Origin of the sequence: Halosimplex aquaticum, from assembly GCF_028747785.1 — an archaeon.
GTDB lineage: Archaea > Halobacteriota > Halobacteria > Halobacteriales > Haloarculaceae > Halosimplex > Halosimplex aquaticum.
The window spans coordinates 1,355,364-1,380,186 of the sequence record NZ_CP118158.1; the positions used below are offsets into that span (position 1 = coordinate 1,355,364).

Consider the following 24,823-nt stretch of genomic DNA (forward strand, 5'->3'; position numbering starts at 1 on the left):
GGAGAATCGACAAGCAGACGATTCGCCGTGATCGGCATCGTACTCCTGTTTCTGGTGAGTACTGCCGTCGCGGGCGCCGTGCAGTTAGACGGCACATCGGAGGCACCCGCCGACGCGGCACCGATCCAGGAGTCGTCCCAGAGCGGGTACGAAGGAACGATCAACCTGACAGACGCGGACGTGAAATACGCCGGTGAAGCCGCCAACGACACCGCCGGATGGACGGTTTCCAGCGCCGGCGACGTGAACGGCGACGGCGTCGACGACCTGATCATCGGCGCGCCGCGCAACAGTTCCGCCGGTCCGAACGCCGGCGCAGCGTACATCGTCTACGGCCCGGCCGATCCGGGGACAGTGAACCTCTCGGACGCCGACGTGACGCTCCGAGGCGTGAAAAACAACGACCTCGCCGGCTGGTCCGTCTCGACGGCGGGTGACGTGAACGACGACGGCCTCTCCGACGTCGTCGTCGGCGCCCCGTACAACGACAGCGCCGCGCCGAACGCCGGCGCCGCCTACGTCGTCTACGGCAGCGAGTCGCTCCCGGCGACGATGAACCTCTCGGAGGCCGACGAAGTGCTGACCGGGACCGAGCCCTACGCGCTGGCGGGCTACTCCGTCTCGAACGTCAACACGACCGGCGGGTACGATAACGTGATCGTCGGCGCGCCCTACGCGGACGAAGGCGGACACAATGCGGGCGCCGCCTACGTCGTCTCGGGCCTGACGCTCGTCGAACAGCCCGGGAACACGATGAACCTCAGCGAAGCGAGCACGACCTTCGTCGGCGAGCAAAACGGCAGCTACGCCGGCTGGTCCGTCTCGACCGCAGGCGACGTCGACGGCGACGGGGAGGAGAACGTCGTGATAGGAGCCCCGCGGTACAACGTCACCGCCGAAGAGTCCGAGACGGGCGAGGCGCTTAACCTCAGCGGCGCCGCGTACGTCGCGAACGCCGAGGACGGGGGCCAGGTCTCGCTGGCCGACGCGGCACTGACGTTGTTCGGCGCAGCGGAAGGAGACCGAGCCGGCTGGTCGGTCTCGGACGCGGGTGACGTCAACGACGACGGGTACCACGACGTCGTCGTCGGCGCCCCGTACAACGACTCGTACAACCGCACCGACGCCGGCGCCGCGTACGCCGTCTACGGCGGCACAGACGTCAGCGGCGAGATGTCGCTGGCCGACGCGGACGTCCGTATGGCCGGTGCAGGCGCGCTCGACCGCGCCGGCTGGTCCGTCTCCGCGGCCGGTTCGGGCGACGTGACGTGCGACGACATCGCCGACGTGCTCGTGGGCGCGCCCGGAAACGACACCACTGCGGAGAACGCCGGCGCGGCCTACCTCGTCTCCGGCAACGCGTCGCTGGACATGGACGTGAACCTCACGAACGCCGACGCGACGTTCTACGGGGAAGCCGAGGAGGACCGCGCGGGCTACGCCGTCTCCGAGGCCGGCGACATGAACGACGACGGCTTCGAGGACGTCTCCATCGGCGCTCCGTACAACGATTCGTACAACCGCACCGACGCCGGTGCGGCGTACCTGATCTTCAGCGACTGCAAAGAACCCGTCGGGGCCGAGACCGAGACGCCGACGGCCACGCCTACGGCAACGCCGACGCCGACCGCGACGCCGACGGCCACGCCAACGCCTACGGCCACGCCGACGCCGACCGCGACGCCGACGGCCACGCCAACGCCTACGGCCACGCCGACGCCGACCGCGACGCCAACGCCGACGCCGACCGCGACGCCAACGCCGACGGCCACGCCAACGCCGACGCCGACCGCGACGCCAACGCCGACGCCGACGGCCACGCCAACGCCAACGCCGACGCCGACCGCGACGCCGACGCCGACCGCGACGCCAACGCCGACGGCCACGCCAACGCCGACGCCGACCGCGACGCCAACGCCGACGCCGACGGCCACGCCAACGCCAACGCCGACGCCGACCGCGACGCCGACGCCGACCGCGACGCCAACGCCGACGCCGACCGCGACGCCAACGCCGACGCCGACCGCGACGCCGACGCCGACCGCGACGCCGACGCCGACCGCGACGCCAACGCCGACGCCGACCGCGACGCCGACGCCGACCGCGACGCCAACGCCGACGCCGACGGCCACGCCAACGCCGACGGCAACGCCGACTCCGACGCCAACGGCCACGCCAACGCCAACGCCGACGCCGACCGCGACGCCGACCGCGACGCCGACGCCGACCGCGACGCCGACGCCGACCGCGACGCCAACGCCGACGCCGACTGCAACGCCGACGCCGACGGCCACGCCAACGCCGACGCCGACGGCCACGCCAACGCCGACTCCGACGCCGACCGCGACGGCAACGCCGACTCCGACGCCGGATGAACCCCCCTCTATCGACTTCAGAGGCTGCAGTCAGGTCATCATCAGTGGCCTGGAGGAGGGTGACGAAGTCCGAGTAGTGGCGGTCGGTAACGACGGGGAGGAAGCCTCGTTCACGACGACGATCGGCGAAGACCAGACCGAGCTCAGCGTCACCGCTGACGACCCCGCCTTCGCCGGCCTCGACGAACCGAAGATCTACCAGGTGTACGTGAACGGTGACCTGATCGCGACCAACGACAACGTCGAGCAGAACGACCAGGGCCAGTACACGTGCGCCGGCGCTGGTAACGGGGGCAACGGGGGCAACGCGCCCGCCGGCGACCAGGCGGCGCTAGAGACGCTCTCGCAGTCGCCGCTGTTCCCGGTTCCCTTCGTCGGACTGATGGGAATCTCGCTCGCCGTGCTGGGGATGAGCCGGTTCCGCGAAGAGTAGCGACCCGATCCGACCCTATTTTTTCGGCCCGACGTCGCCGCGGCCGGACCGAGGACTACCCGTCGAAGCGGCCCGGATGGAGGGCTACCGTTGAACCGTTCACGTGCTCGTACTGCGACGAAGACGGAGTTCAATCGCGCCTCGACCGCGGCCTGCTCTATCGCCGTAATCGCGAGACGGCGCCGACAAATTCCGCCTTTCCGTGGCCGTTCGACGGGTGTGAGCGGCCCGACGAGCAGCTGTCTCGACGCCGACTGCGAACGGCGGATGGGCCAGTCGGAACAGTCGGGAGCGTTCACTTGCAGAGCGGGTAACGTCGCGTTGTCTTGCGGTCGCTCCGAGGTTACTCGCGATGGTCTCTGAATAACAACGAAAGGGCTGTTCGTGCGTCCGATGCATGTCAGACGAATCACCATCGAGAGACGGACCCGCGCGCGGCCGGCTGTTCGTGGTCGGCGTCGTCGCGCTGGTCCTGTTGAGCACAGTCGTCGCCGGTGCGGTCGACCTCGGAACGGCAGGGGGACCGTCGGCGACAGCCGAGAACGAGGCGTCCGCCGCGCAGGCACAGCCGGGAGGTTTCGCGGACTCGACGAATCTCTCCGACGCCGACGCGACGCTCTACGGCGAAGGGGTCAACGACACCGCGGGCCTGTCGGTCGCGAACGCGGGCGACGTGAACGGCGACGGCGTATCCGACCTGATCGTCGGCGCGCCGCGCAACAGTTCCGTCGCTCCGAACGCGGGCGCAGCGTACATCGTCTACGGCCCCGCGGCGCCGGGGGACGTGAACCTCTCCGACGCCGACGTGGTGCTGCGGGCCCCCGAGAACAACGAGCTGGCCGGCTGGTCGGTGTCGACGGCGGGCGACGTGAACGACGACGGCCTCGCCGACGTCGTCGTCGGCGCGCCGTACAGCGACAACGCCACCGGGAACGGCGGCGCCGCGTACGTGATCTACGGCAACGAGTCGCTCCCGTCGGCGATGAACCTCTCCGACGCCGACGCGGTGCTGGCCGGCACGGCCGACGACGGCCTCGCGGGCTACTCCGTCGCGGCCGTGAACGGAACGAACGGGACCGACGCCGTCGCCGTCGGCGCGCCGTACGCCAACACCACCGGGATTAACGCCGGCGCCGCGTACGTCGTCGATGGCGACACCATCGCCGACTCGCCCGGCGCTCGGGTGAACCTCTCGAACGCCGACGCGACGTTCGTCGGCGAACGCAACGGCAGCCTCGCCGGCTGGTCGGTCGCGGACGCGGGCGACGTGAACGACGACGGCGCCACGGAACTGGCCGTCGGCGCGCCCGGGTACAACGCCACCGCCGGCGCGGTGGGCGAGGGAACGCCCGAACGGCTGAACCGCACCGGCGCGGCGTACGTCGTCGACGCCTCCGCGTCGGGCAACACCTCCCTGGCTGACGCGACGGCGACCTACGTCGGCGTCTCCGAGGGCGATCAGGCGGGCTGGTCGGTCGCCGGCGCGGGCGACGTGAACAACGACAGCGTCGACGACCTCGTCGTCGGCGCTCCCTACAACGACTCGAACAACCGGACGGACTCCGGCGCGGCCTACGTCGTCTACGGCGGCGAAGACCTCGGTGACGAGGGCGTCGGCGCGATGACGCTCGCCGATGCCGACGTCCGCCTGGCCGGTCCGGGCGCGCTCGACCGCGCGGGCTGGTCGGTCTCGTCGTACGGCGCGAACGGCACGGGTTGCGACGCCGCGAGCGACGTGCTCGTGGGCGCGCCGTACAACGACACCGCCGCCGAGAACGCGGGTGCGGCCTACCTCGTCACGGGCGGCGAAACCCTCGGCGATAGCGTGAACCTCTCCGACGCCGACGCGCGGTTCCTCGGCGCCGGCGCAGACGACCGGGCCGGGTACGCCGTCGCCGACGCCGGTGACTTCTTCGACGACGGGACGGCAGATCTCGTCGTGGGCGCGCCCTTCAACGACTCGCTGAACCGCACCAACGCTGGCGCGGCGTACGCGCTCAGTGCCGACTGTCCCGAGACGGTCGCGTCCGAGACCGAGGCCCCGGAGACGGAATCGCCCGACCAGACGGACACTGGGACGGACACCGACACCGGAACGGAGACCGACACGGCGACGGAGACCGGAACAGAGAACGCCACGGCGACGGATAACGCCACGGCGACGGATAACGCCACGACCACGGGGACGGAGACGCCGGTCGCTCCGGAGACGGAGACCGACACGGCGACCGACACCGTCACCGAGACGCCGGCCAACGGCACGGCGACCGACACGCCCACGCAGACGACCGAAGGGCCCGGCGCCGAACCCGAGGACGGGATCAGCTTCGTGGCCTTCTGCTTCGACTCCGACCAGACCGATCGGCGGGTACTCATCATCAACAGCGTCCAGGACAACACCGAGGGCGAACCGATGACGGTCAACTACCGGGAAGGCGGCCCCGGCATGGGACCGGAGTCGGTCGTCCACCAGGTCGGATCCACCCTCTACGAGCAGTCCGGGAGTCCGGGAGTCGTCGAGGCCGGTGAGGGAACCGACGTGAGCGACGACCGCTCCGCGAGCAGTCCCTGCCCCGCCGGCCAGACCCAGCTGCGGTTCTCGGACGACGAACTGCACCGCGGGTCGATCAAGGCCTACCCCGACGACGCCGACACGGGCGACGACGGGGGAACGGACACTCCCGACGAGGAGACCGAAACGCCTGACGACGGCGACGACGGCGGCGCGGGCAACGCGCCCGCCGGCGAGCAGACGGCGCTGGAGGCCCTCTCCACCTCGCCGCTGTTCCCCCTCCCGTTCGTCGGCCTGATGGGTCTCTCGCTGGCCGTGCTGGCGACGGCACGCACTCGCGAGGAGTAACGAGTCCGGGACGAGGCCCCGGAATCGGCCGACCGACACTACTTTTTTATCGATACGGTGACACGCTCTGTCAATGGCGACGGAGCGCGGTGCCCTGGTAACGCACTTCGAGGACCCGAGAGCGCTCGTGTTCGGGGACCGTCGGCGGAACACGCTGCTGGCGGTCGCGCTGGCCCTCGTCCTGGCGGCGCTGAGCGCAGCGGTCGACTACCTCGCGCTCCAGGCGGTCGTGAACGGGCAGACCGACCTCCGTCTCGCGGTCGAACTGGCCGCGGTCTTCGCGATGCGGACGCCGGTCGGCTACCTGCTTGTCGTCGCGATCGCGGCGGGGCACGCGGCCGGCAACCGCGGGTACCTGCCGACGGTCCTCCTGGCGAGTGCGCTCCGCGCGGGCGACGCGGTCTTCTACGTCGCCGATATGCGCGTCCTGTTGGAGTCGGCTGTCGAACTCGGTGGCGCGACGATCGCCGTCGGGTTCCGGCCGTACTTCCTCGCCGACCATCCCCCGGAGGTGCTCGTCTACTCGACCGTGGGCTTCGCGCTCGGTCTCCTGGTACGCCGACGGCTCCGGAACGGCGCGAATGCGTGAGGCGCAACCGCTTTTGCGACGCTCGCCAAGGACCCTGTAGACGTGGACGAGACGATCCGCTGGCTCCAGGGGCGGCCGTACTACGACGGACAGATCGCCGAGCGGCGCGTGATACCGGGCCGCGAGGCGACCTTCGCCGACGTGGACCTCGACTCGCGGCTCGTCAGCGCGCTCGAATCGGACGGCGTCGAGCGCCTGTACGACCACCAGGCCAGCGCCGTCTCGGCCGTCCGCGGGGGCGACAACGTCGTTCTCGCGACGCCGACGGCCAGCGGGAAGTCCCTCGCCTACACCGTCCCCGCCTTCGAGCGCGCGCTCGACGAGCGGGCGACGACCCTCTATATCGCGCCGCAGGTCGCGCTCATCAACGACCAGGAGGAGACCCTCTCCGATCTGGCCCACGGGCTGGGCTTCGCCTCGGGCGTCTCCGTCGCGCAGTACACCGGCCGACAGGACCGCAAAGAGAAGGAGGCGATCCGCGAGCGCCAGCCGACGGTCCTGCTGACGACGCCCGACATGCTCCACTACGGGATCATGCCGCACGCCCACCGGCTGTGGGACTGGTTCTTCGAGCGCCTGGAGACCGTGGTGATCGACGAGGTCCACGAGTACCGCGGCGTCTTCGGTAGTCACGTGGCCATGGTGTTCCGGCGCCTCCAGCGCATCTGCGAGCGCTTCGACGCCGGTGACGAGCGACGCTCGTCATCTCGGGGGACCGGGTCCCCCGGCGACCCCGACTGGGTCTGCTGCTCGGCGACGATCGGAAACCCGGTCGACCACGCCGCGACCGTCACGGGGCAGTCGCCCGACTCGTTCCGACTCGTCGACGAGGACACCAGCGCCACGGGACCGACCCACTGGCTGTTCTGGAACCCGCCCGAGTACGACGCCGGCGAGGGGTTCGGGAGCGGCCGCCGCCGCTCCAGTCACGTCGAGACCAAGCGGCTGTTCGTCGATCTGGTCGCCCGCGGCTACCAGACCGTCGCGTTCACCCGGTCCCGGCAGGTCGCCGAGCGCTACGCGACCGACAGCGCGAGCGACCTGCGCGACCGGGGCGAACACGAGGCGGCCAGGAACGTGCACGCCTACCAGGCGGCGCTCACCGACGAGCGCCGCGGCGAGATCGAGGACGGCCTCGACTCCGGCGAGGTCCGCGGCGTCTGGAGCACGAACGCGCTCGAACTCGGCGTCGACATCGGCGGCCTCGACGTCGTCCTGCTGGACGGCTACCCCGGCACGCGGATGGCCGCCTTCCAGCAGGGCGGCCGGGCGGGCCGGGGCACCGACCCCTCGCTCGTCGCGATGGTGGCCGGCGAGGACCAGCTGGACCAGTACCTGATGGCCCACCCGCGGGACTTCTTCGAGAACGACCCCGAGGAGGCAATCTCGAATCCCGAGAACGAACACCTCCTGCCGGACCACGTGCGCGCGGCCGCACGCGAGAACTGGCTCCGATCCGGCGACGACAGGTACTTCGGCGAGCCGTTCCCCGACGTGGTCGCCGACCTGACCGAGGCGGGCGACCTCGACCGGCGGACGACCGACGCGGGCCTGCGCTGGCTCTACGACGGCGAGGGCAGCCCCCAGCACGAGATGAGCCTGCGGACCATCGGCGATCGCGAGGTGCAACTTCGAGACCGCCGGAACGGGAACCGCATCGCGACGCTCTCGTTCGCGGACGCGCTACGCGACGCTCACCCCGGCGCGATCTACCATCATCAGGGCCAGGACTTCGAGGTAGTCGATCTGGACCTGCGTAACGACGTCGCGGACCTCGCGCCCGTGCGCCCGAACTACTACACGCAGGTGCTCCACGACAAGACGATCACCGTCGAGGAGGACCGCCGGGAACAGGTCCTGTCGACCCACGACGAGGTGACCGTCCGGTTCGCGGACGTGAGCATGCGCAAGCAGATAACCGGCTTCGAGCGTTACGACCGCCAGAGCGGCGAGCCGATCGGTCGCGAGGCGCTCGAGTTGCCCGAGACGACGCTGGACACCGAGGCGCTCTACTTCACCGTCCCCGGCGAAATCGAGCGGGAGATTCGAGCGGCGGGAGACGGCCCCGACGCGTTCCCGGGCGCGATCCACGCGGCCGAACACGGCATGATCTCGCTCTTTCCGCTCTCGTTCCTCTGCGACCGCCGGGACGTGGGCGGGCTCTCGACGCCCCGGCACCCGCACACTGACTGCGCGACGATCTTCGTCTACGACGGCTATCCCGGCGGCGTCGGGCTGACCGAGCGCGCCTACGAGACCGTCGTCGACCTGATGGGGCGGACGCTGGGCATGCTCCGGGACTGCCCCTGCGAGTCGGGCTGTCCGGCCTGCGTCCAGTCGCCCCACTGCGGGAACGCCAACGACCCCCTGGAGAAGGGGCTCGCCGCCGACCTGCTCGCCGCCCTCGTCGAGTAGCGCGGCCTTATCCGACTGAACCGCTTCGGACGAGCGAGCGAAGTATTCCGTTCAGATGCTCTCTAACGGAAGATCTGACCGCCGAAACGGTCCGTACACTGACTGTTTCGACCGTTGCAAGCGTCAGGCCCGACTGTTGCAGCGGTTTCACGACCCCGATCGGGAGACTGCGTCAGACGCGGCCACGTCGTGGGGTTGCGGGGCTCCGGAGGGAGGGAAAACCGTGGGGAACGATGACAACGGTCGGGACGTGTTTGCGGTACTTTGGCACTCTCGGGCCTAGCAGAGAGCACGGGGCACGGTGGACGAGACCGGCGACCAGATCGCCTCTGAGCCCCTGCCAGGCCAACCATGTCAGACACGCACTCGCGAACCCGACCGGCTCGCAACCGTCCGAGGCCACACTCGAGCGAAATCGAGACGATGCACGACGTCTTCTCGGACTGGGAGCGTCGCGCGATACTCTACTACCTGCAGGAACACGGCGGCCGCGCGACCGTCGAGGAGGTGGCGGCCCACCTCGTCGGCTGGTGGGACGGCGACGACAGCCCGGCCGCGACGGACGAGGACGCGGTGGCACGCGTCAGGGACCGGCTCGGGTGCGCACACCTGTTGAAACTCGACGAGTTCGGGGTCGTCGCGTACGACGCCCGGAGAGAGACCGTCCGCCTCGACGAGGAGATGAAACTCTCGATCAGCGAACCCTGGTCGGACCTGCCGGAGGAGACGCAGCCGACCCGACTGGTCGGCGAGGCGTCGCGGCGGTAGTCCGGCGACCGTCGCCCACCCTCCACAGGGACGAGGTTCTCACCCCTTCTCGTGCCGTCGGTCGCTCGACGGTCGTCCCTCGTCGGCGAACGCGGCCCGTTCACCGACGACCGTCTGCAGACCGGTATGCAGTGATTTCGGCACGGAAAGGTGGCCATACCCTTCCGGTGGGGGCGTAAGGTTCCTAACGCCAGCCACCCAAGTCATACCACTCTGTCACCCGCGCGTGGAACTGTCCGGTCGGGGGGCGGGACCGGGCCACGTCCGGTTGACGGGCAGGCATCCACGACCCCATGGTACGGAACGTTCACGTTTGGCTTCTCGCGGTCCTCGTAGTGGCGAGTGGCGCGGCCCCTGTCGTCTCGGCGATCGCGGGGGCGGGTCAATCGGCGTCGGCGGCCGACGCGCGGATCACCGACGTCTCGTACCGGGGCGACGGCGCAGTGACGGGCTTCGGCGACGGGTTCGCGCTCCGGCAGGACTCGAACCACGGCTTCGCGGCGACGGTGGCCAGCAACGGGGGGGTCGACGACGGGTCGCTCTGTCTGAGCGTCCGTTCGGCCGACCGCACTCTCGGCTGCCACGGGTTCTCCGTGCCGGCGGGGGGTAACCAGACGGTCACCGTCGATGTCGGGAGCTGGCCGGCCAACCTGACCGGCCAGCAGGAACTCCGCGTCGCGGCGGCCGAGGCCAACGCCTCGACCGACCTCGACAGCGAGGCGATCCCCGTCACCGTCCTCGAACGCGGCGGCGACCTCGACGGCGACGGCCTCGCCAACGAGCGGGAGGCGTCGCTGGGCACCTCGCTCCAGTCGAACGACACCGACGGCGACGGCCTCTCCGACGAGGTGGAGGTCGAGACCTACGAGACCGCCCCCAAGAACAACGACACCGACGGCGACGGGCTCTCGGACTACGCGGAGATCGAACGCCACCAGACCGACCCGACGAAGGTCGACACCGACGGCGACGGCCTGCCCGACCCGCGCGAACTCGAACTCGGGACGAACCCGAACAAGGCCGACACCGACGGCGACGGCGTCGCAGACGGGCTGGAGGTCAACACGTACAACACCGACCCGGCCGAGCCGGACAGCGACGGCGACGGCCTCGACGACGGCGCCGAGATCAACGAGTTCGAGACGAACCCGCTGGAGTCCGACACCGACGCAGACGGCCTCGACGACAACCTCGAAGTCAACACCTACGACACCGACCCCAACCAGATCGACACCGACGGCGACGGCCTCGAAGACGGCGCCGAGGTCGAGGAATACGACACCGATCCGACCGACCCCGACACCGACGGCGACGGCCTCGAAGACGGGCCGGAGGTCAACACGTACGGCACGAACCCGACCAACCCCGACACCGACGGCGACGGCCTCGAAGACGGACCCGAAGTCAACGAGTACGAGACGGACCCGACCAACCCCGACACCGACGGCGACGGCGTCCCCGACCCGGAGGAGGTCAACGCGGCGGGCACCGACGACATCCCGCTCGCGCTCGCGGGACTGGTCGGCGTCGCCGTCGCGGCCGTCGCCGTCGTCCTCTTCCTCGCCTGGTCCGGGCGCGTCTCGGTCGGTCGCGCCCGCCGCGCGCTCTCCACCGGCGAGAGCGAGCACCAGGGCGCCGACGGGACCGACGGCGAACCCGGCGCCTCCCAGGCGGACGCGGCCCCCGCCGCGGTCGTCTCGGACGGCGCCACGCAGGCCGCCGAAGGCGAGGCGGCAGCCGACGCCGAGGAGGTGCCCACCGAGTTCCTCTCCGACGAGGAGGTCGTGTTCACGCTGCTCGACGACCACGACGGCCGGATGCGCCAGGCCGCGCTCGTCCAGGAGACCGAGTGGTCGAAGTCCAAGGTCAGTCGCGTCCTCTCGGCGATGGAGTCCGACGGCGCCATCGTCAAGGTCGACGTGGGCCGGGGCAACGTCGTGATGCGCCCCGATGACCTCCCGCCCGGCGCCGAATCGGCGCTGGAGGAGTGACCGGCCCGCCCCCGGCCGCGCGGTCTGGCTACGACCGGCCGCGCGGCCTGACTGCGACCGGGTGAGGTATTTCAGCCGTCGACGCGTTGTTCCACCATGCGACTCAGAACAGTCGCGGTCGCGCTCGCGGCCGGCCTGGCGGCGTTCCTCGCGGTCGGCGCCGCCGTCACGGAGTTCACGCTCCGGTGGATCGAGTTCTCGCTGTTCGTTGGGATCCCGGTCGGCCTCCTCGCCGGGCTGACCGCGGCCGCGGTCGTGGTCGCCGGCCTCGGCACGGAGGTCTCGCACCTCCGGCGCCGGGTCGCCGTCACCCTCGCGACCTTCGGCGTCGCCTTCCTCCTGGCCCTCGGCGTCGCCGTGGGGGCGTTCGCCGTCCGCAACTCTCACGCGCTCGTCCTCGCGACTGCGGTCGGCGCGATCACGGGCGCCGGCGCCTTCGCGCTCGACTACGCGGAGACGGCGGTGCTGGCCGGCTGACACGCCGGCGGCGACCGGGCTCGTTCAGCCGTCCGGCGCGAACCGTTCGAGAACCGGTATCTCCTCGATCCGCTCGTCGTCCAGCGCGTCCCAGTCGATGCCCGTCGGCCGCTCGTGGGGCGTCTCGGTCCGAACGACGCGCTCGGGCGTGACGATCACGTCCAGGGGCACGTCGTGGGCGTCGACCGCGATGCCCTCGCGGACCTGCAGCTCGTGGACCGTCGTGACGACCGTCGTCTCGGCGTCGACGAGGCCGAGTTCCGACAGCACGGCGAACTCCAGGTCGCTGTAGCCCTCGCCCTTGCCGACGCGGGCGCCGTCGGGCGAGACGGCGACGCTTCCGACCACGACGAGGTCGATCCGGTCGACGGCCTCGGGGCCGACCTGTTCGGCGTGGTCCGCGACGCCGGAGACCGTCGCAGCGGCGTCTGTGTCGGCGAGCTCGGCCGGGTCGAGGCGGTAGAAACAGCGCTCGTCGCGGAGCCGCGGCACCGCCATGTAGACGGTCTTGCCGGCGTCGAGCGCGCCGCGCCTGACGGGCAGCTGCGGCGCGTCCGGGTTGGCCTTCAGCGTCTCGGCGTCGGTCCACTCGGGGAGGTCGGCGAGTCGGTCGGCGGCCGCGTCGGCGCCGGCGAAGTTCGGGATGCGGCCGTGCGGCGGGAAGGGAAAGCGGGCCTCGCCGCGGTCTTCGAGTTCGTCCCAGACGGCCTCGCGGAGGGACTGTTTGTCCACGGTGACCACCCGAGTCAGAGGACGTCGGAGGCCGCGGTGTCCGTCTGCACGTCGGTGGCGACGTCGATGTTCTGGATCAGCCGGACGAGGTCGGCCAGCTGCGGGAAGGTGTAGACGGTGACTTCCACGTCGGCGTCGCTGGCGACGACGTGGGAGTCGACGACGAAGGCGATCTCCTCGTCGGGCCAGCCGCCCATCTCGTCGACGATGGCGTTCGCCTGTCCGAAGATGAACGAGGGCGTCGACATGTCGATGGTGGTGTCGAGGACGTTCGCCCAGCCGTCGATGAAGCCGCTGGTCATGATGTTGCCGATCTCCTGCATGGCCGACCGTTCCATGTCGGTGAAGTGGCCGTCGGCGTCGTCGTCGCCGCCCATGTCGCCGACCATACTCTGCGCGAGGCGCTTGCTCCCGGCGGGTTCGAGCATGAAGAGGACGTAGCCGTATGGCGCTTCGGTAAGTTCGACGTAGATGCCGACCTGCTCGTGGTCGCCCAGATGGGTCCTGACGTCTTCCATGTCGAGAAAGCTGATCTTCGACACCTCGATCTCCGTGTTCAGCCCGGAGAGCTGGTTCAGGTGGGCCGAGACGGTGGTCGCTCCCTCCTTGGCCATCTCGTTGAAAAGCGCGAGTTTCCGCACGTCGACCTCGTAATCCATACCCTTCCGTGGGTCTCGACCAATGTAAACGCTCTGGGGACCGGACGGGCGCGAACGGCTCTCGACGCGCAGGGGACGGCTCTACCGGTAATTTCCGAGTACCGCCATTCGTGATACATAAGCGACGTATACTCTTGGGGATGTCGGACGCGGTATGAGGTGGCGGGGTGGACGGTTCGGCGTACCCCCGGCGACCGACCAACCCGTCGAGACCCCACACATGCCGCTCTTCACGACCGATCCGACCGCCTTCGACTCGTCGACCATCGACGAGTACCTCGGCGCGGTTTCGGGTTCCGTGTCCGACCTGGAACTGCTGCTGTGGGTGCTGGTCTGTTGGGCGCTCGTGCTCGACATCGTCCTGACGGCGTACGGCCTCTCCGTGGGCCTCGTCGAACGCAACCCGCTCATGCGACAGGCGCTCGACGCGTTCGGCCTGAGCGCGCTGGCGCTCGCGAAAGCGGCCGCCGTCGCGGTCGCGCTGGTCTTTCGCGCCCTGTGGCCTGAGTACGCGCTCGTCGCCCCGATCGGTCTCGCCATCCCCTGGGTGCTGGCCGTCGTCTTCAACGCGGCGCTGCTCGCGTCGCTCTGATCGCGGCTCGCCTCGGGCCAGCCCCGTCGAGCCGGCAACGCCCCACTCCCGGTCGCCACGATTCGAGGCGGACCGGACGTGATACCGAAACGATCCTTTTTTAGCGGATTGTGCCCAGACCCCACACGCACGACTCACCCCTCTGGGTGGGGGGTAGCGTGCGGTGGGTACGATGCGCGGTTCACTACTAACGAGTACGGACAGATCGTGGGCGTTCGAGGGCCGGTCCGTCGGCGGAGCCGACGGCCGGGCCGTCGAGAGAGCGCTGTGGGCGGTCGTCCTCGCGTCGGTCGCGCTGGACGTCGCCACCACCTGGCTCGGTCTGTCGATGGGGCTCGTCGAGGCGAACCCGGCGATGCGCTGGGCGATCGAGGGCGTCGGCTTCGGTGCCCTCGTCGCAGCGAAGGCCCTCGCCGTCGGCGGCGCGATGTGTCTCCGGGCCGCCCGCCCGCGTCACGGAACGGCGATCGCTCTGGGGCTCGCGCTCCCCTGGACGGTGACCGTGCTCGTCAACGCCGTCGTACTCGCGTCGGTCTGAGCGACCCGCGCGTGTCCGCCCGGCCCCCGGGACGGCCGTGGGATCCGTCCCGAGCGCGCCGATCCTCTCCACAGACGGACACGCTGTCACTCGTCGCTCGGTCGCTTCTCCGCGAGCACGGTTCGATCGAACGAACACACGAGCGTGTCCGCCCCGTCCTCGACGCGGTACGCCTCGACGCGCATCGTCACGACCCCGCGCTCGCCGTCGCTCGTCTCCCGCGTGTCGGTGACCGTCGACTCCGCCCGGATCGTGTCGCCGTGGAACACCGGTTCGGGATGCTCTACGTCGTCGTACGAGAGGTTCGCGACGATCGTCCCGTCGGTCGTCTCGGGGATCGAGAGCCCGACCGCGAGGCTCATCGTGTAGAGCCCGTTGACGAGTCGGTCGCCGAACTGCGTCGACGCGGCGAAATCGGCGTCGAGGTGCAGCGGCTGCTGGTTCATCGTCAGGTCGCAGAACCGCTGGTTGTCCGACTCGGAGATCGTGCGGCGCTTGTCGTGGGCGATCGTCTCCCCCTCCGTGAACTCCTCGTAGTAGCGCCCGGGCATACCCGGAGAGTCGATTCGGCGGCGGTTAACGATTTGGCCGGACCGTCGAGCCCCGGCGCCCGTAGCTACAAACCGCTGGCCGACCCACATCCGCACATGGCACGCCGGAGCGTCCTGTTCTCGCCGGGCGACCGACCCGAACTCATGCGGAAAGCGCCGACTACCGGGGCCGACGCGGTCGTGTTCGATCTCGAAGACGCCGTGGCGCCCGGGAGGAAGGCCGAGGCTCGCGACGCCGTCCGCGACGTGCTCTCCGCCCTCGACGCCGACTGCGAGGTCTGCGTGCGCGTCCAGCCACCGGGCAGCGGCGCGGGCGACGACCTCGGAGCGGTCCTCGCCGATCCGGCCGCGCGGGCGTCGCTCGACGCGCTCGTCCTGCCGAAGGCGAGCGACGGCGACGACGTGGAGGAACTGGCCGATCTGGCGGCCGAGCGCGACGCCGACCTGCCGGTGCTGGCGCTGGTCGAGACGGCCGCTGGCGTCCTGCACGCCGAGGCGATAGCGACCGCGGCCCCGACCGATGCCCTGATATTCGGCGCCGAGGACCTGGCGGCCGACATCGGCGCGACCCGCACCGAGGAGGGGACCGAAGTGCTTCACGCCCGCGAACACGTCGTCCTCGCGGCGGCCGCGGCGGGCGTCGACGCGATAGACACGTTACACACCGACTTCGAGGACGAAGCCGGCCTGCGGGACGACACGGAGTTCGCGCTCGAACTGGGCTACGACGGGAAGCTCGCCGTCCACCCGTCGCAGGTCGGGCCGATCAACGAGACGTTCACGCCCGACCCCGAGCGCGTGGAGTGGGCCGAGCGGGTGCTCGCGGCGCGCGAGGAGGCCGACGCGGAGAGTCGGGGCGTCTTCGCCGTCGACGGCGAGATGGTCGACGCGCCCCTGGTCGCGCAGGCCGAGCGGGTGCTCGAACGCGTCCGCGCCGCGGCCGGAGACGAGGAGTGAGCGCCGCCGCTCTCGCCGAGGTCGACGAGTGGAATCAGCGGTGACTGATCGTCGTATTTTCGGCGACTCAGTGCCTGATCGTCGCTTCGATGGCCGATCGGCCGAACCCTTTTCAGCGCGCTGACCCACCTACACGCATGGCCGAGGCTGCCAATCCGTTCGAGAGTCTCCGGGAGCAGATCGACGACGCCGCCGAGTACCTCGACGTGGAGGAGGGCGCGCTGGAGCGGCTGAAAACCCCCGAGCGGATCCTGGAGACGAACCTCTCGGTCGAGATGGACGACGGTTCGATCGAGGTCTTCCGCGCGTTCCGCTCGCAGTTCAACGGCGACCGCGGCCCGTACAAGGGCGGCATCCGCTACCACCCGCAGGTCTCCCGCGACGAGGTCAAGGCCCTCTCCGGCTGGATGGTCTACAAGTGCGCCGTCGTCGACATCCCCTACGGCGGCGGGAAGGGGGGTATCGTCGTCGACCCAGACGACTACTCCGAGGACGAACTCGAACGCCTGACGCGCGCCTTCGCGACGGAGTTGCGGCCGATCATCGGCGAGGACAAGGACATTCCCGCGCCCGACGTGAACACCGGTCGCCGCGAGATGAACTGGATCAAAGACACCTACGAGACCCTGGAGAACCGGACCGAGCCGGGCGTCGTCACCGGGAAGGCGCCCGACAGCGGCGGGTCGGCGGGGCGCGTCGAGGCGACCGGCCGGTCCGTCGCGCTCACGGCGCGGGAGGCGTTCGACTACCTCGGCAAGGACGTCCAGGGCGCGACCGTCGCCGTCCAGGGCTACGGCAACGCGGGGTCGATCGCCGCCGAACTCCTCGAAGATCTGGGCGCCAGCGTCGTCGCGGTGTCCGACTCCTCGGGCGCCGTCTACGACCCCGAGGGCCTGGACACCCGCGCCGCCAAGGCCCGCAAGACCGAGACCGGCGACGTGACCGACTACGAGACGCCGGAGACGCTGACCAACGAGGAACTGCTCACGCTCGACGTGGACCTGCTGGTGCCGGCCGCGCTGGAGAACGCCATCGACGGCGACCTCGCGCGCGACGTAGAGGCCGACGTGATCGTCGAAGCCGCCAACGGCCCGCTGACCCCCGACGCCGACGACGTGCTGACCGACCGCGACGTGGCCGTCTTCCCCGACATCCTCGCCAACGCCGGCGGCGTCACCGTCTCGTACTTCGAGTGGGTCCAGAATCGCCAGCGCTTCTACTGGGCCGAGGAGCGCGTCAACAACGAACTGGAGACGGTAATCGTCGACGCGTTCGACCGGCTGACGTCGGTGTTCGAGGAGCGGGACCTGCCGAACTTCCGCACCGCGGCATACGTCGTCGCCATCGAACGGGTGTCGACCGCCAGCGAGCAGGCCGGCACCTGGCCGTAGCGAACCATCTGGCACCTGGCCGTAGCGAACCATCTGGCACCAGGTCGGCGAGCAGATCGACCGGCACCCGTTTGGCACCGTACCGCCCGGTAACGTCCGCTGCCCCTGCCGCGAGCGCGACCGCCTCAGTCGATGTACGGTTCTTCGATCGCCTCGTCGCTCCCGAACACCGCCCCGATTCGTCGAGTGACGATATCGAAGACGGTGATGACCGGTCCCAGCAGGGTCTCGACAGCGCGCACGACCGGCGCGACGGACACGGCCCACCGCTCGGCGTTGCCGAGCCCGACGGACTTGGGGACGATCTCCCCGAACAGCAGGACGAGTGTGCTCGTGACCAGCGTCGCGACGACGACCGCCGGCCCGGGTTCGAGGTAGCTCGTCACGAGCACCGTCACGATGCTCGATATCGCGACGTTGACGACGTTGTTCCCGACCAGCAGCGTCACGAGCAGGCGGTGCGGATCCGCGACGAGTTCCTGCAACACGCGTGCTCGCTCGCTGTGTTCGGCCTGTTCGTCGACCCACGTCCTGGGGAGCGAGAAGATGGCCGTCTCGGAACTGGAGAAGAATGCGCTACACGCGAGCAAGAACAGCGTCGCCGCGACGCCCGCCACCGCGACTGAGAGGTCTGCCATGCCACCCCGTTCTCCACCCCGTCGGAAGTATCCCGGGACTCGGTGAGCGTCCGGATTGGTCGCGCGCTCTCGTCCCACTCGTTATGTCCCGCCGGTCCGAACCCCCACTATGCCGGTCTACGAGCGCGAGACGGTCGTCGACGCCCCCTTCGAGGAGGTGTGGGCGTTCCACTCCCACCACTCGGGGCTGGAGGCGCTCACGCCCGACTGGATGCACCTGCGCGTCGAGACGGCGGTCGGCCCCGACGGCGAACCCGACCCCGAGACCCTGGAACCCGGCGCGACGATCGAGTCGACGATAGCCCCCTTCGGCGTCGCCCCGCGCCAGCGCTGGGTCTCCCGCATCGTCGCCCGCGAGGAGCGCGAGGGGACGGCCACGTTCAGCGACGAGATGGTGCGCGGCCCGTTCCCGAAGTGGGTCCACACCCACACCTTCGAGGCCGTCGACGGCGGTGCCGCGAGCGAATCGAGCGGGACCTCGTCAGAGCGGAGCTCTGACGGCGGGACCCGGATCCACGACCGCGTCGAGTACGAACTCCCCGTCGTTCGCGGCCTGCTCGGCCCGCTCGGCTCGATCGGCTTCGAGCCGATGTTCCGCTATCGCCACCGGAAGACGAAGGAACTGCTCGAATAGCGGAGCCAGCGCGGGCCGCTGGGGCGGCCATCGAGTGCCGGAGATCCGCTCGGGGTAGGCCAACGTCTTTCCGCGTCCCTGACGTTTGATCGCGTATGACGGACGTAGCTATCGTCGGCGGGGGTCCCGCCGGCCTGAGCGCCGCACTGTTCACCGCCAAGAACGACCTCGACACTGTCGTCTTCGACACGGACGAGACCTGGATGCACAAGGCCCACCTGGTCAACTACCTCGGGATCGAGAACATCGGGGGCACCGAGTTCATGGAGCGCAGCCGCGACCAGGTCGACGAGTTCGGCGTCGACCGCCGACAGGGCGCGGAAGTCCAGACCGTCGAACGCGACGGCGACCAGTTCCGCGTCGTCACCGACGAGGACGACCTCGCCGCGGACTACCTCATCCTCGCCACCGGCGCAAACCGCGACCTCGCCGAGGAACTGGGCTGTGCGTTCACCGACGAGGACGTCGTCGACGTCGGCGTCGACATGGAGACAAGCGTCGACGACGCCTACGCCACCGGCGCGATGGTCCGCGCCGAGGAGTGGCAGGCCGTCATCTCCGCCGGCGACGGCGGCGCCGCCGCGCTGGACATCCTCTCGAAGGAGAAGGGCGAACACTTCCACGACTTCGACGTCCCCGACGACTTCGAGTGAGAGCGAACGGGTTCACGCCCGCGGCGACACCCAGCGAAGACGGCGGTAATGCACCCTCGGTTTTATACACACGGACGGGTACACCTCTGCCATGGACATTCCGGACCTCGTCAAGGGGGCGCTCGGCGACGAGGAGATCCAGGCTGGCGTCTCGCTCGGCGACGAGGACGCCGTCTGTCTCACGCCGACGCGGACGCTCGTCTACCGCGGCGAAGGACTGCTGAGCGACGAACAGGTCGAAGAGTACTCCCACGACATCGAGCAGCTCGCGGTCTCGGAGGGCCGCCGGAAGACGAAATTCACGATGCAGTACATCGACGGCACCGAGTCGTTCACCGTCCCGGCCAACCGCGGCGACAAGGTGCTCGCGCTCTTCCTCGAAGGCGTGCTCCGACTCGACGGCGTCATCGAGGCGCGCGAGTCGGTCGCGGGCGTCTACCGGTTCAGCGAACTGACGCTCATCATCACCGAGGGCCGACTGATCAAGCACATCGGCAACCAGGTGTGGACCGAGGACTTCGAGGTGTACCCCTACGAGGACGTGACGGGGCTCGAGTTCGAACGTGCGAGCGTCGCGACGAGCATCGCCCTCTCGGTCGACGGTCGCCCCCAGCGGGTCAAGGTGCCAAACGACAAGGCGCCCGTCGTCCGCCAGACGCTCGAAGAGGCGCTGTTCGGGTACTACGACGTGGGTTCGATCGACGAACTCAATCGCGTCGTCGGCGCCGACGACGCGACCGACGCCGGGGATGTCGAGACGGCGGACGCCGACGACGGCGGGTTCGCGTTCGGCGACGACTTCGATCCGCTCGTCAGCGACGAGGACGACAACCTGACGGACCCGGTCGACCCCGCGGGTGGCCCCGAGGGAGAGGCCTTCTCCGAGCAACCCGCGGACGCCGGACAGTCGGCGGGGACCGGCGGGCCGACGGAGCAGCAGACCGAACCGGTGGCGAACCAGCCAGCGGACCCGAGTACGGAGCAGCAGACGGGTCCCGCTTCCGGCCGGCCGGGCGCGGGAGCCGAGTCGCCGGCGAAGGCGTCTGGTGCCGGGAATCGCCAGGAAGGCGCCACGGGGCAGGCCGGTCGGTCAGGGTCGGAGGAACAGTCCCAGCCGTCAGAGCGCGGTCAGCAGCAGCCGTCCGAACCGGCGCCTTCCGAGCCGCAGTCTTCGGGAGCGTCGGCGAGCGAGGCGGCAGCGTCGACGCAGAGCGGCCGACAGGGCGGCGAGACGTCCCCGGAACAGCCGCGACAGACCGCGCAGAACACGACACCGGAAGCGACCGGTGCGCAGGGGAACGCGGACCGCTCGTCCGTTGAATCCGCCGAGTCGGCGACCGAGCCGACGGAGGCCGCGGGCGGTCACGACCAGTCGCCGGACCCGGAGACGGGCGGACGGTCGGCGTCGATGTCGTCGCCTGCCGACCAGACGGCCGACTCCGGGCCGGTCAGCCGCGATGAGTACGAGGCGCTCGCCGAGCGCGTGGAGGAGCTGACCGACGCCGTCGACCGGCAAAACGAACTGCTCAAGCGCCAGCACCGGGCGCTCAAACAGCTCGTCCAGCAGAACCAGCAGTCGGAGTAGCCGCAGTTCGCTCAGTCGCTCTCGCGGCCGGTGACCTTTCTGATACACGAGGAGCCGAACGGCCCGTGTTCGCCGGCGTCGAACTCGATGAAGTAGCCGGTCGTGATGCCCGCGCCGCAGCGTTGGCAGGTGAACTCCCCTTCCTTGCTGACGACGTCGCCCTCGAAGCTGAGGTAGTCCCCCGAGGTGGGGACGACGGTGTCGCCGTCGCGTTCGATGATCCCTCGCCGCTCGGCGGTTTCGAGGATCTCGCGCGTGACGGCGGGGTCGCTGGTGACCGTCTCGATCCGGTCGACGGCGTCCGGAAGCGACAGCTCGGCGTGTTCGAGGTGGGCGAGCAGTTCCAGGCCGAGTTCGACGCGGTCGTCCACGCTCGGTGGTGTGTCCGCCCGCAAAGTAAGCGTTTCCGCGTCGCCCGGCGGCGGAGGACCACAAGACTTGTGCCGACTTAGTAGAGACGACAACCGATGGCAGTCAGTCGGGCGACGCGTCGTCAGTTCGGGAGCCTCGGAGCGGTCGGCGCCGCGCTCGCGGCCGCGGCGGTGGTCTTCTCGCCGAGCGCGGTCCTGGACTCGATCGCCGGCCTGTCGGCGCACCCGTGGCGATTCGTCGCGACGCTCGCCGTCCTCTATCTCGTCCGCCCGTTCCTCCTGTGGCCGGTCAGCGCGCTCTCGCTGACCGTCGGATACGTCCTCGGCGCGACCTACGGGATCCCGGTCGCGATCGCCGGGACGCTCCTCTCGAACACGACGCCGTTCCTGCTCGCCCGCTACGCCAGGACCGACCGGGGAGTCGTCGGGTTGACGACCCGGACCAGCGACCGGATCGTCGAGGCGACCGGCGAGTTGCGGGGCGTCGTCGCGGCGCGGCTCGCGCCGCTGCCGGCCGACGTCGTCTCCTCGGGCGCGGGCCTGTCGGACGTGTCGCTCCGGGCGTACCTGCTCGGGACGCTCGTCGGCGAGTCACCGTGGATCGCCGCGGAGGTGATCGCCGGCGCGTCGATGCACACGCTGTCGGTCCACGGCCTGCGCCACAGCCTCGCGCTGTTCGCAGCGGCGACGAGCCTGTCGGCGCTGCTAATCGCTCGGCCCGCCTATCGGTTCGTCCGCGATGAGTACGACCTCGGGGTCTGAGTCGGTCGACACGTCGGGGGCCGACTCGCCGCCGGTCGGCGGTCAGTAGAAGGTGTCCGAGCAGTCGTAGACGACGCCGTGTTCGGGGCAGACGTACTTGCAGTGACGGTGTATCATTGGCCGCTCGCAGCGGGGGCAAGGGCGGCCGCTGGCGTCGCTCATATCGACAGATCGGTGGAGCGGCGCTTGAATCTTGTTTTCCCCGCCGGTGTCGCCGGGGCCGACCGGGGCGCATCGGCTGGAAACCGAACGAATTCTAGACGGAGTTCGACGGGTTTTCGAACAACGCCTATTGGCGGGGACGGCCCAGGCCGAACTATGACGGAGTACACGCCGCTGTCCGACCGGTATCCGCCCGGATTCGGGACTGTCGCGGTCGCGCTCGCCGCGGGCGTCGCGGGCCTGCTCGGATCGTTCGGCGCGGCCGGGTTCGCGCCGGGGTTCGTCCTCGCGCCGGTCGAGAGCACGCTCTCGCAGGTGATGCCCGGCGCGGTGATCACGGTCGCGATCACCGTGCTCGGCGACCTCGGGCAGAAACTCAACGTCGCGTTCGCGGGTGCGCTCGTGGCCGGGCTGTACGCGCTGCTGGTCGGGCTGACGATCGGTATCGGCCGACGGCTGGACCAACGACTCGTGCCGATCGTCGGCGGACCGGCGGTCGTCTGGGCGGCGACGGCGGCGCTGACGCTCCGACCGGGACTCTCCCTCGGCGCGGCGGTCGGTGCCGGCGTCGTCCTCTGGCTGACGGACCTCTCCCGGTCGGGCGAGCGCTTCGTCGGCCGGCGCGACCCCGGCGGGCGGCGACGCGTGGTCACGGCGGTCGGCGCGGCAGCCGCGGCGAGCGCGGTCGGCTACTCGCTCGGACGGCGGAACCGTTCGACGGCGAGCGCCGGCGGCGACGGTGGAGAAGGCGCCCAGAGCGGGTCGGCCGGGGACCCGGCCATCTACGGCAACGTCGAGACGCCGACGTTCGACGTGGACGACCAGCTCGCCGCCGCCGACGAGCGCACGTACGACTTCGGCGAGATGGACCCGCTCGTCAGCGAGGAGTTTTTCAACGTCTCGTACAGCTCGGTCTCGCCGACGCCGGACGCGGCCGAGTGGTCGCTGTCGGTCACCGGCGAGGTCGGGCAGGAGCTGTCGTACTCCTACGCCGACCTGCGCGACAGGGAGTTCGAACACCGGTTCGTCACGCTGCGCTGCGTCGGCGAGCCGCTCAACGGCCACAAGATGGACAACGCCCTCTGGAGCGGCGTCCCCATCGCGCCGCTGATCGAGGACGCCGAACCGGACTCCGGTTGCGACTGCGTCATGCTCCGCGCGGCGGACGACTACTACGAGGAGTTCCCCCTGGAGGCGCTGGAGACCGGGATGCTCGCGCTCGGGATGAACGGCGGGCCGATCCCCCGCGGCCACGGCGCGCCGGTCCGCGCGCTCGTCCCCGGCCACTGGGGGGAGATCAACGTCAAGTGGATCACCGAGATCGAGTTCCTCGACCGCGAGCGGGACGGCTACTGGGAGCAGAAGGGGTGGCACGGCACCGGCCCGGTCAACACGGTCGCCAAGCTCCACGCGACGACCCGGACGGACGACGGTCGGATCCTGGTCGGCGGACACGCCTACGCGGGCACGCGCGGCATCGAGCGCGTCGAGGTGTCCGTCGACGGCGGCGAGACCTGGGCGGACGCGGCCCTCACCGAACCGCTTCCGGGGGCGACCGGCGCCGTGGAGGACCCGCCGGAGGCCGCCGTCGACGCGTGGCGCCAGTGGAAGTACGCCTACGACCCGCCCGAGGGAAGCCACGAGGTCGTCGTCCGCGCCACGGACGGCACGGGGGAGCTGCAGCCGGAGGAAGAGACGAACGCCTTCCCGAGCGGGCCGACGGGGTGGGTGAGCAAGTCCATCGACCCGGCCAGCGTGCAGTGACGCCCGACTCGTCGGCTGTGTCAGGAACCAGCACGCATAAATCGCAGGCGCGGAACAGGAGAGTACGACAGTCGATGGAGAAGGCACTGTGGTATCTGCTCGCCGGAACGCGCGGCGGGGAGAACCGCGCGCGCATCATCCGGTTGCTCGACGACCGGCCGCGCAACGCCAACAAGCTCGCCGAGGCGCTGGACGTGGACTACAACACGGTGCGACACCACCTCGACGTCCTGCTGGAGCACGACGTCGTCGAGCGCGGCGGCGACGACTACGGCGCGATGTACTTCCTCACCGACCGCTTCGAACACCACCGCGAGGAGTTCGAGACGATAACCGACAAAATGGAGTGATACACATGGCGATGCACACCTGGCTGACCGTCGCGACCGCCCTCGCCGGGCTGAACGCCCTCCTGTTGCTCGCGCTGGGGGCCGTCTGGCTGCGCAACTACCGCACGTTCGGCACGAACCTCATCCTCGGCCTGCTCGCGTTCGCCGGCGTCATGCTGCTGGAGAACCTCGTCGCCATCTATTACTTCTTCAGCATGCAGATGCTCTACGCCAGCGACCCCGTCGCTCAGCAGGCCGTGGTCGTCCTCCGCGCCCTGCAGTTCCTCGCGCTGCTCTTCCTGACGTACGTCACGATGCAGTAACCGAGCCGGTTCAGCGCGACCGTTCTCTGGTATGCTTCTTCGATACTCCCGTCTCTGTTTTGGCGCGCGCTGTCGCGCGTGTTCGAGTACTGCGAGAACCGCGCGGCGTAGTCGTGCGAGGGATGAGCGACCGCAGGGAGCGAATCGGTTGGGGAGGTGTGAGGCGATCTGCGGTGCTGTGCGATAGCGTCCTGGCGGACTGAAAGGGCGAGGCGCTCGCGGTGAGCGAAGCGAACGGAGTCAGTGGTCCGGCTCTATCTGAGTGAGCGAAGCG

General features: G+C 70.0%; 24 protein-coding genes. 18 read left to right on the forward strand and 6 right to left on the reverse strand.

Annotated features, from left to right (window positions below; genetic code table 11):
- Nucleotides 1-54: 54 nt before the first annotated feature.
- The 7 genes from PSC72_RS06760 to PSC72_RS06790 all read left to right on the forward strand — a co-directional run bounded on the left by PSC72_RS06760 (nt 55) and on the right by PSC72_RS06790 (nt 11,908).
- Nucleotides 55-2,808 (forward strand): integrin alpha, encoded by a 2,754-nt coding sequence (locus PSC72_RS06760; protein WP_274325127.1) that lies wholly within the window; start codon nt 55-57, stop codon nt 2,806-2,808.
- Between the two features lie 397 nt (nt 2,809-3,205).
- Nucleotides 3,206-5,668: an integrin alpha gene (locus tag PSC72_RS06765; RefSeq protein ID WP_274325128.1), complete on the forward strand. Its 2,463-nt coding sequence runs from the start codon at nt 3,206-3,208 to the stop codon at nt 5,666-5,668.
- A 73-nt stretch (nt 5,669-5,741) separates the two neighbouring features.
- Nucleotides 5,742-6,257 (forward strand): hypothetical protein, encoded by a 516-nt coding sequence (locus PSC72_RS06770; protein ID WP_274325129.1) that lies wholly within the window; start codon nt 5,742-5,744, stop codon nt 6,255-6,257.
- 42 nt (nt 6,258-6,299) lie between these two features.
- Nucleotides 6,300-8,672, forward strand: a complete 2,373-nt coding sequence (locus PSC72_RS06775; RefSeq protein WP_274325130.1) for a DEAD/DEAH box helicase — start codon at nt 6,300-6,302, stop codon at nt 8,670-8,672.
- Between the two features lie 423 nt (nt 8,673-9,095).
- Nucleotides 9,096-9,440, forward strand: coding sequence for a DUF7344 domain-containing protein (locus PSC72_RS06780; protein WP_274325131.1), 345 nt, complete (start codon nt 9,096-9,098; stop codon nt 9,438-9,440).
- A 335-nt stretch (nt 9,441-9,775) separates the two neighbouring features.
- Nucleotides 9,776-11,431 (forward strand): DUF7343 domain-containing protein, encoded by a 1,656-nt coding sequence (locus tag PSC72_RS06785; RefSeq protein ID WP_274325132.1) that lies wholly within the window; start codon nt 9,776-9,778, stop codon nt 11,429-11,431.
- A gap of 96 nt (nt 11,432-11,527) precedes the next feature.
- Complete coding sequence (locus PSC72_RS06790; protein WP_274325133.1) at nt 11,528-11,908, forward strand: hypothetical protein; 381 nt, start codon at nt 11,528-11,530, stop codon at nt 11,906-11,908.
- 24 nt (nt 11,909-11,932) lie between these two features.
- On the opposite strand, the gene PSC72_RS06795 is transcribed toward PSC72_RS06790, so the two are convergent.
- Both PSC72_RS06795 and PSC72_RS06800 read right to left on the reverse strand, forming a co-directional pair.
- Nucleotides 11,933-12,640 carry a 5-formyltetrahydrofolate cyclo-ligase gene (locus PSC72_RS06795; RefSeq protein ID WP_274325134.1) on the reverse strand — a complete coding sequence of 236 codons (708 nt, stop codon included), beginning with the start codon at nt 12,638-12,640 and terminating at the stop codon, nt 11,933-11,935.
- Nucleotides 12,641-12,654: 14 nt separating this feature from the next.
- Nucleotides 12,655-13,299, reverse strand: a complete 645-nt coding sequence (locus PSC72_RS06800; RefSeq protein ID WP_274325135.1) for a chemotaxis protein CheC — start codon at nt 13,297-13,299, stop codon at nt 12,655-12,657.
- Between the two features lie 220 nt (nt 13,300-13,519).
- On the opposite strand from PSC72_RS06800, the gene PSC72_RS06805 reads away from it, so the two are divergent.
- Together PSC72_RS06805 and PSC72_RS06810 are read left to right on the forward strand one after the other, a co-directional pair.
- A complete protein-coding gene (locus PSC72_RS06805; RefSeq protein ID WP_274325136.1) occupies nt 13,520-13,891 on the forward strand; it encodes a DUF5658 family protein in 372 nt (123 codons plus the stop codon).
- Nucleotides 13,892-14,063: 172 nt separating this feature from the next.
- Nucleotides 14,064-14,429, forward strand: a complete 366-nt coding sequence (locus PSC72_RS06810) for a DUF5658 family protein (RefSeq protein WP_274325137.1) — start codon at nt 14,064-14,066, stop codon at nt 14,427-14,429.
- 86 nt (nt 14,430-14,515) lie between these two features.
- Here PSC72_RS06810 and PSC72_RS06815 read toward each other — a convergent pair whose 3' ends face one another.
- Nucleotides 14,516-14,980 carry a MaoC family dehydratase gene (locus PSC72_RS06815; RefSeq protein WP_274325138.1) on the reverse strand — a complete coding sequence of 155 codons (465 nt, stop codon included), beginning with the start codon at nt 14,978-14,980 and terminating at the stop codon, nt 14,516-14,518.
- A 96-nt stretch (nt 14,981-15,076) separates the two neighbouring features.
- On the opposite strand from PSC72_RS06815, the gene PSC72_RS06820 reads away from it, so the two are divergent.
- Nucleotides 15,077-15,937 (forward strand): HpcH/HpaI aldolase/citrate lyase family protein, encoded by an 861-nt coding sequence (locus PSC72_RS06820; RefSeq protein ID WP_274325139.1) that lies wholly within the window; start codon nt 15,077-15,079, stop codon nt 15,935-15,937.
- A 137-nt stretch (nt 15,938-16,074) separates the two neighbouring features.
- Nucleotides 16,075-17,328 carry a Glu/Leu/Phe/Val family dehydrogenase gene (locus PSC72_RS06825; protein WP_274325140.1) on the forward strand — a complete coding sequence of 418 codons (1,254 nt, stop codon included), beginning with the start codon at nt 16,075-16,077 and terminating at the stop codon, nt 17,326-17,328.
- A gap of 125 nt (nt 17,329-17,453) precedes the next feature.
- On the opposite strand, the gene PSC72_RS06830 is transcribed toward PSC72_RS06825, so the two are convergent.
- Entirely contained in the window at nt 17,454-17,966 is a 513-nt protein-coding gene (locus tag PSC72_RS06830) for a DUF21 domain-containing protein (RefSeq protein ID WP_274325141.1), read from the reverse strand.
- 109 nt (nt 17,967-18,075) lie between these two features.
- Between PSC72_RS06830 and PSC72_RS06835 the strand changes: the two genes are divergently transcribed.
- From PSC72_RS06835 to PSC72_RS06845, 3 genes are all read left to right on the forward strand, one after another.
- Complete coding sequence (locus tag PSC72_RS06835) at nt 18,076-18,600, forward strand: SRPBCC family protein (RefSeq protein ID WP_274325142.1); 525 nt, start codon at nt 18,076-18,078, stop codon at nt 18,598-18,600.
- Nucleotides 18,601-18,695: 95 nt separating this feature from the next.
- Nucleotides 18,696-19,253 (forward strand): NAD(P)/FAD-dependent oxidoreductase, encoded by a 558-nt coding sequence (locus PSC72_RS06840; protein ID WP_274325143.1) that lies wholly within the window; start codon nt 18,696-18,698, stop codon nt 19,251-19,253.
- Between the two features lie 91 nt (nt 19,254-19,344).
- Nucleotides 19,345-20,838, forward strand: a complete 1,494-nt coding sequence (locus PSC72_RS06845) for a DUF7115 domain-containing protein (RefSeq protein WP_274325144.1) — start codon at nt 19,345-19,347, stop codon at nt 20,836-20,838.
- A gap of 11 nt (nt 20,839-20,849) precedes the next feature.
- Here PSC72_RS06845 and PSC72_RS06850 read toward each other — a convergent pair whose 3' ends face one another.
- Nucleotides 20,850-21,233, reverse strand: a complete 384-nt coding sequence (locus PSC72_RS06850; RefSeq protein ID WP_382261368.1) for a DUF5830 family protein — start codon at nt 21,231-21,233, stop codon at nt 20,850-20,852.
- Nucleotides 21,234-21,305: 72 nt separating this feature from the next.
- Between PSC72_RS06850 and PSC72_RS06855 the strand changes: the two genes are divergently transcribed.
- Entirely contained in the window at nt 21,306-21,971 is a 666-nt protein-coding gene (locus PSC72_RS06855; RefSeq protein WP_274325146.1) for a TVP38/TMEM64 family protein, read from the forward strand.
- A gap of 42 nt (nt 21,972-22,013) precedes the next feature.
- On the opposite strand, the gene PSC72_RS25455 is transcribed toward PSC72_RS06855, so the two are convergent.
- On the reverse strand, nt 22,014-22,133 hold the full coding sequence (locus tag PSC72_RS25455; protein WP_328518178.1) for an HVO_2523 family zinc finger protein: 120 nt from the start codon (nt 22,131-22,133) through the stop codon (nt 22,014-22,016).
- 156 nt (nt 22,134-22,289) lie between these two features.
- Between PSC72_RS25455 and PSC72_RS06860 the strand changes: the two genes are divergently transcribed.
- The 3 genes from PSC72_RS06860 to PSC72_RS06870 all read left to right on the forward strand — a co-directional run bounded on the left by PSC72_RS06860 (nt 22,290) and on the right by PSC72_RS06870 (nt 24,549).
- The gene (locus PSC72_RS06860; protein WP_274325147.1) at nt 22,290-23,897 is read left to right on the forward strand and encodes a molybdopterin-dependent oxidoreductase; all 1,608 of its coding nucleotides are present in this window, start codon (nt 22,290-22,292) and stop codon (nt 23,895-23,897) included.
- 74 nt (nt 23,898-23,971) lie between these two features.
- Complete coding sequence (locus PSC72_RS06865) at nt 23,972-24,247, forward strand: winged helix-turn-helix domain-containing protein (protein ID WP_274325148.1); 276 nt, start codon at nt 23,972-23,974, stop codon at nt 24,245-24,247.
- Nucleotides 24,248-24,252: 5 nt separating this feature from the next.
- Entirely contained in the window at nt 24,253-24,549 is a 297-nt protein-coding gene (locus PSC72_RS06870; RefSeq protein ID WP_274325149.1) for a hypothetical protein, read from the forward strand.
- Nucleotides 24,550-24,823: the final 274 nt, after the last annotated feature.

Excerpts from the sequence above, each read along its gene's own strand:
- PSC72_RS06765 (WP_274325128.1), top strand. The coding sequence starts at position 3,206 with ATGTCAGACGAATCACCATCGAGAGACGGACCCGCGCGCGGCCGGCTG.
- PSC72_RS06770 (WP_274325129.1), top strand. The coding sequence starts at position 5,742 with ATGGCGACGGAGCGCGGTGCCCTGGTAACGCACTTCGAGGACCCGAGA.
- PSC72_RS06780 (WP_274325131.1), top strand. The coding sequence starts at position 9,096 with ATGCACGACGTCTTCTCGGACTGGGAGCGTCGCGCGATACTCTACTAC.
- PSC72_RS06790 (WP_274325133.1), top strand. The coding sequence starts at position 11,528 with ATGCGACTCAGAACAGTCGCGGTCGCGCTCGCGGCCGGCCTGGCGGCG.
- PSC72_RS06800 (WP_274325135.1), bottom strand. The coding sequence starts at position 13,299 with ATGGATTACGAGGTCGACGTGCGGAAACTCGCGCTTTTCAACGAGATG.
- PSC72_RS06805 (WP_274325136.1), top strand. The coding sequence starts at position 13,520 with ATGCCGCTCTTCACGACCGATCCGACCGCCTTCGACTCGTCGACCATC.
- PSC72_RS06810 (WP_274325137.1), top strand. The coding sequence starts at position 14,064 with ATGCGCGGTTCACTACTAACGAGTACGGACAGATCGTGGGCGTTCGAG.
- PSC72_RS06815 (WP_274325138.1), bottom strand. The coding sequence starts at position 14,980 with ATGCCCGGGCGCTACTACGAGGAGTTCACGGAGGGGGAGACGATCGCC.
- PSC72_RS06820 (WP_274325139.1), top strand. The coding sequence starts at position 15,077 with ATGGCACGCCGGAGCGTCCTGTTCTCGCCGGGCGACCGACCCGAACTC.
- PSC72_RS06825 (WP_274325140.1), top strand. The coding sequence starts at position 16,075 with ATGGCCGAGGCTGCCAATCCGTTCGAGAGTCTCCGGGAGCAGATCGAC.
- PSC72_RS06830 (WP_274325141.1), bottom strand. The coding sequence starts at position 17,966 with ATGGCAGACCTCTCAGTCGCGGTGGCGGGCGTCGCGGCGACGCTGTTC.
- PSC72_RS06835 (WP_274325142.1), top strand. The coding sequence starts at position 18,076 with ATGCCGGTCTACGAGCGCGAGACGGTCGTCGACGCCCCCTTCGAGGAG.
- PSC72_RS06840 (WP_274325143.1), top strand. The coding sequence starts at position 18,696 with ATGACGGACGTAGCTATCGTCGGCGGGGGTCCCGCCGGCCTGAGCGCC.
- PSC72_RS06845 (WP_274325144.1), top strand. The coding sequence starts at position 19,345 with ATGGACATTCCGGACCTCGTCAAGGGGGCGCTCGGCGACGAGGAGATC.
- PSC72_RS06855 (WP_274325146.1), top strand. The coding sequence starts at position 21,306 with ATGGCAGTCAGTCGGGCGACGCGTCGTCAGTTCGGGAGCCTCGGAGCG.
- PSC72_RS25455 (WP_328518178.1), bottom strand. The coding sequence starts at position 22,133 with ATGAGCGACGCCAGCGGCCGCCCTTGCCCCCGCTGCGAGCGGCCAATG.
- PSC72_RS06860 (WP_274325147.1), top strand. The coding sequence starts at position 22,290 with ATGACGGAGTACACGCCGCTGTCCGACCGGTATCCGCCCGGATTCGGG.
- PSC72_RS06865 (WP_274325148.1), top strand. The coding sequence starts at position 23,972 with ATGGAGAAGGCACTGTGGTATCTGCTCGCCGGAACGCGCGGCGGGGAG.
- PSC72_RS06870 (WP_274325149.1), top strand. The coding sequence starts at position 24,253 with ATGGCGATGCACACCTGGCTGACCGTCGCGACCGCCCTCGCCGGGCTG.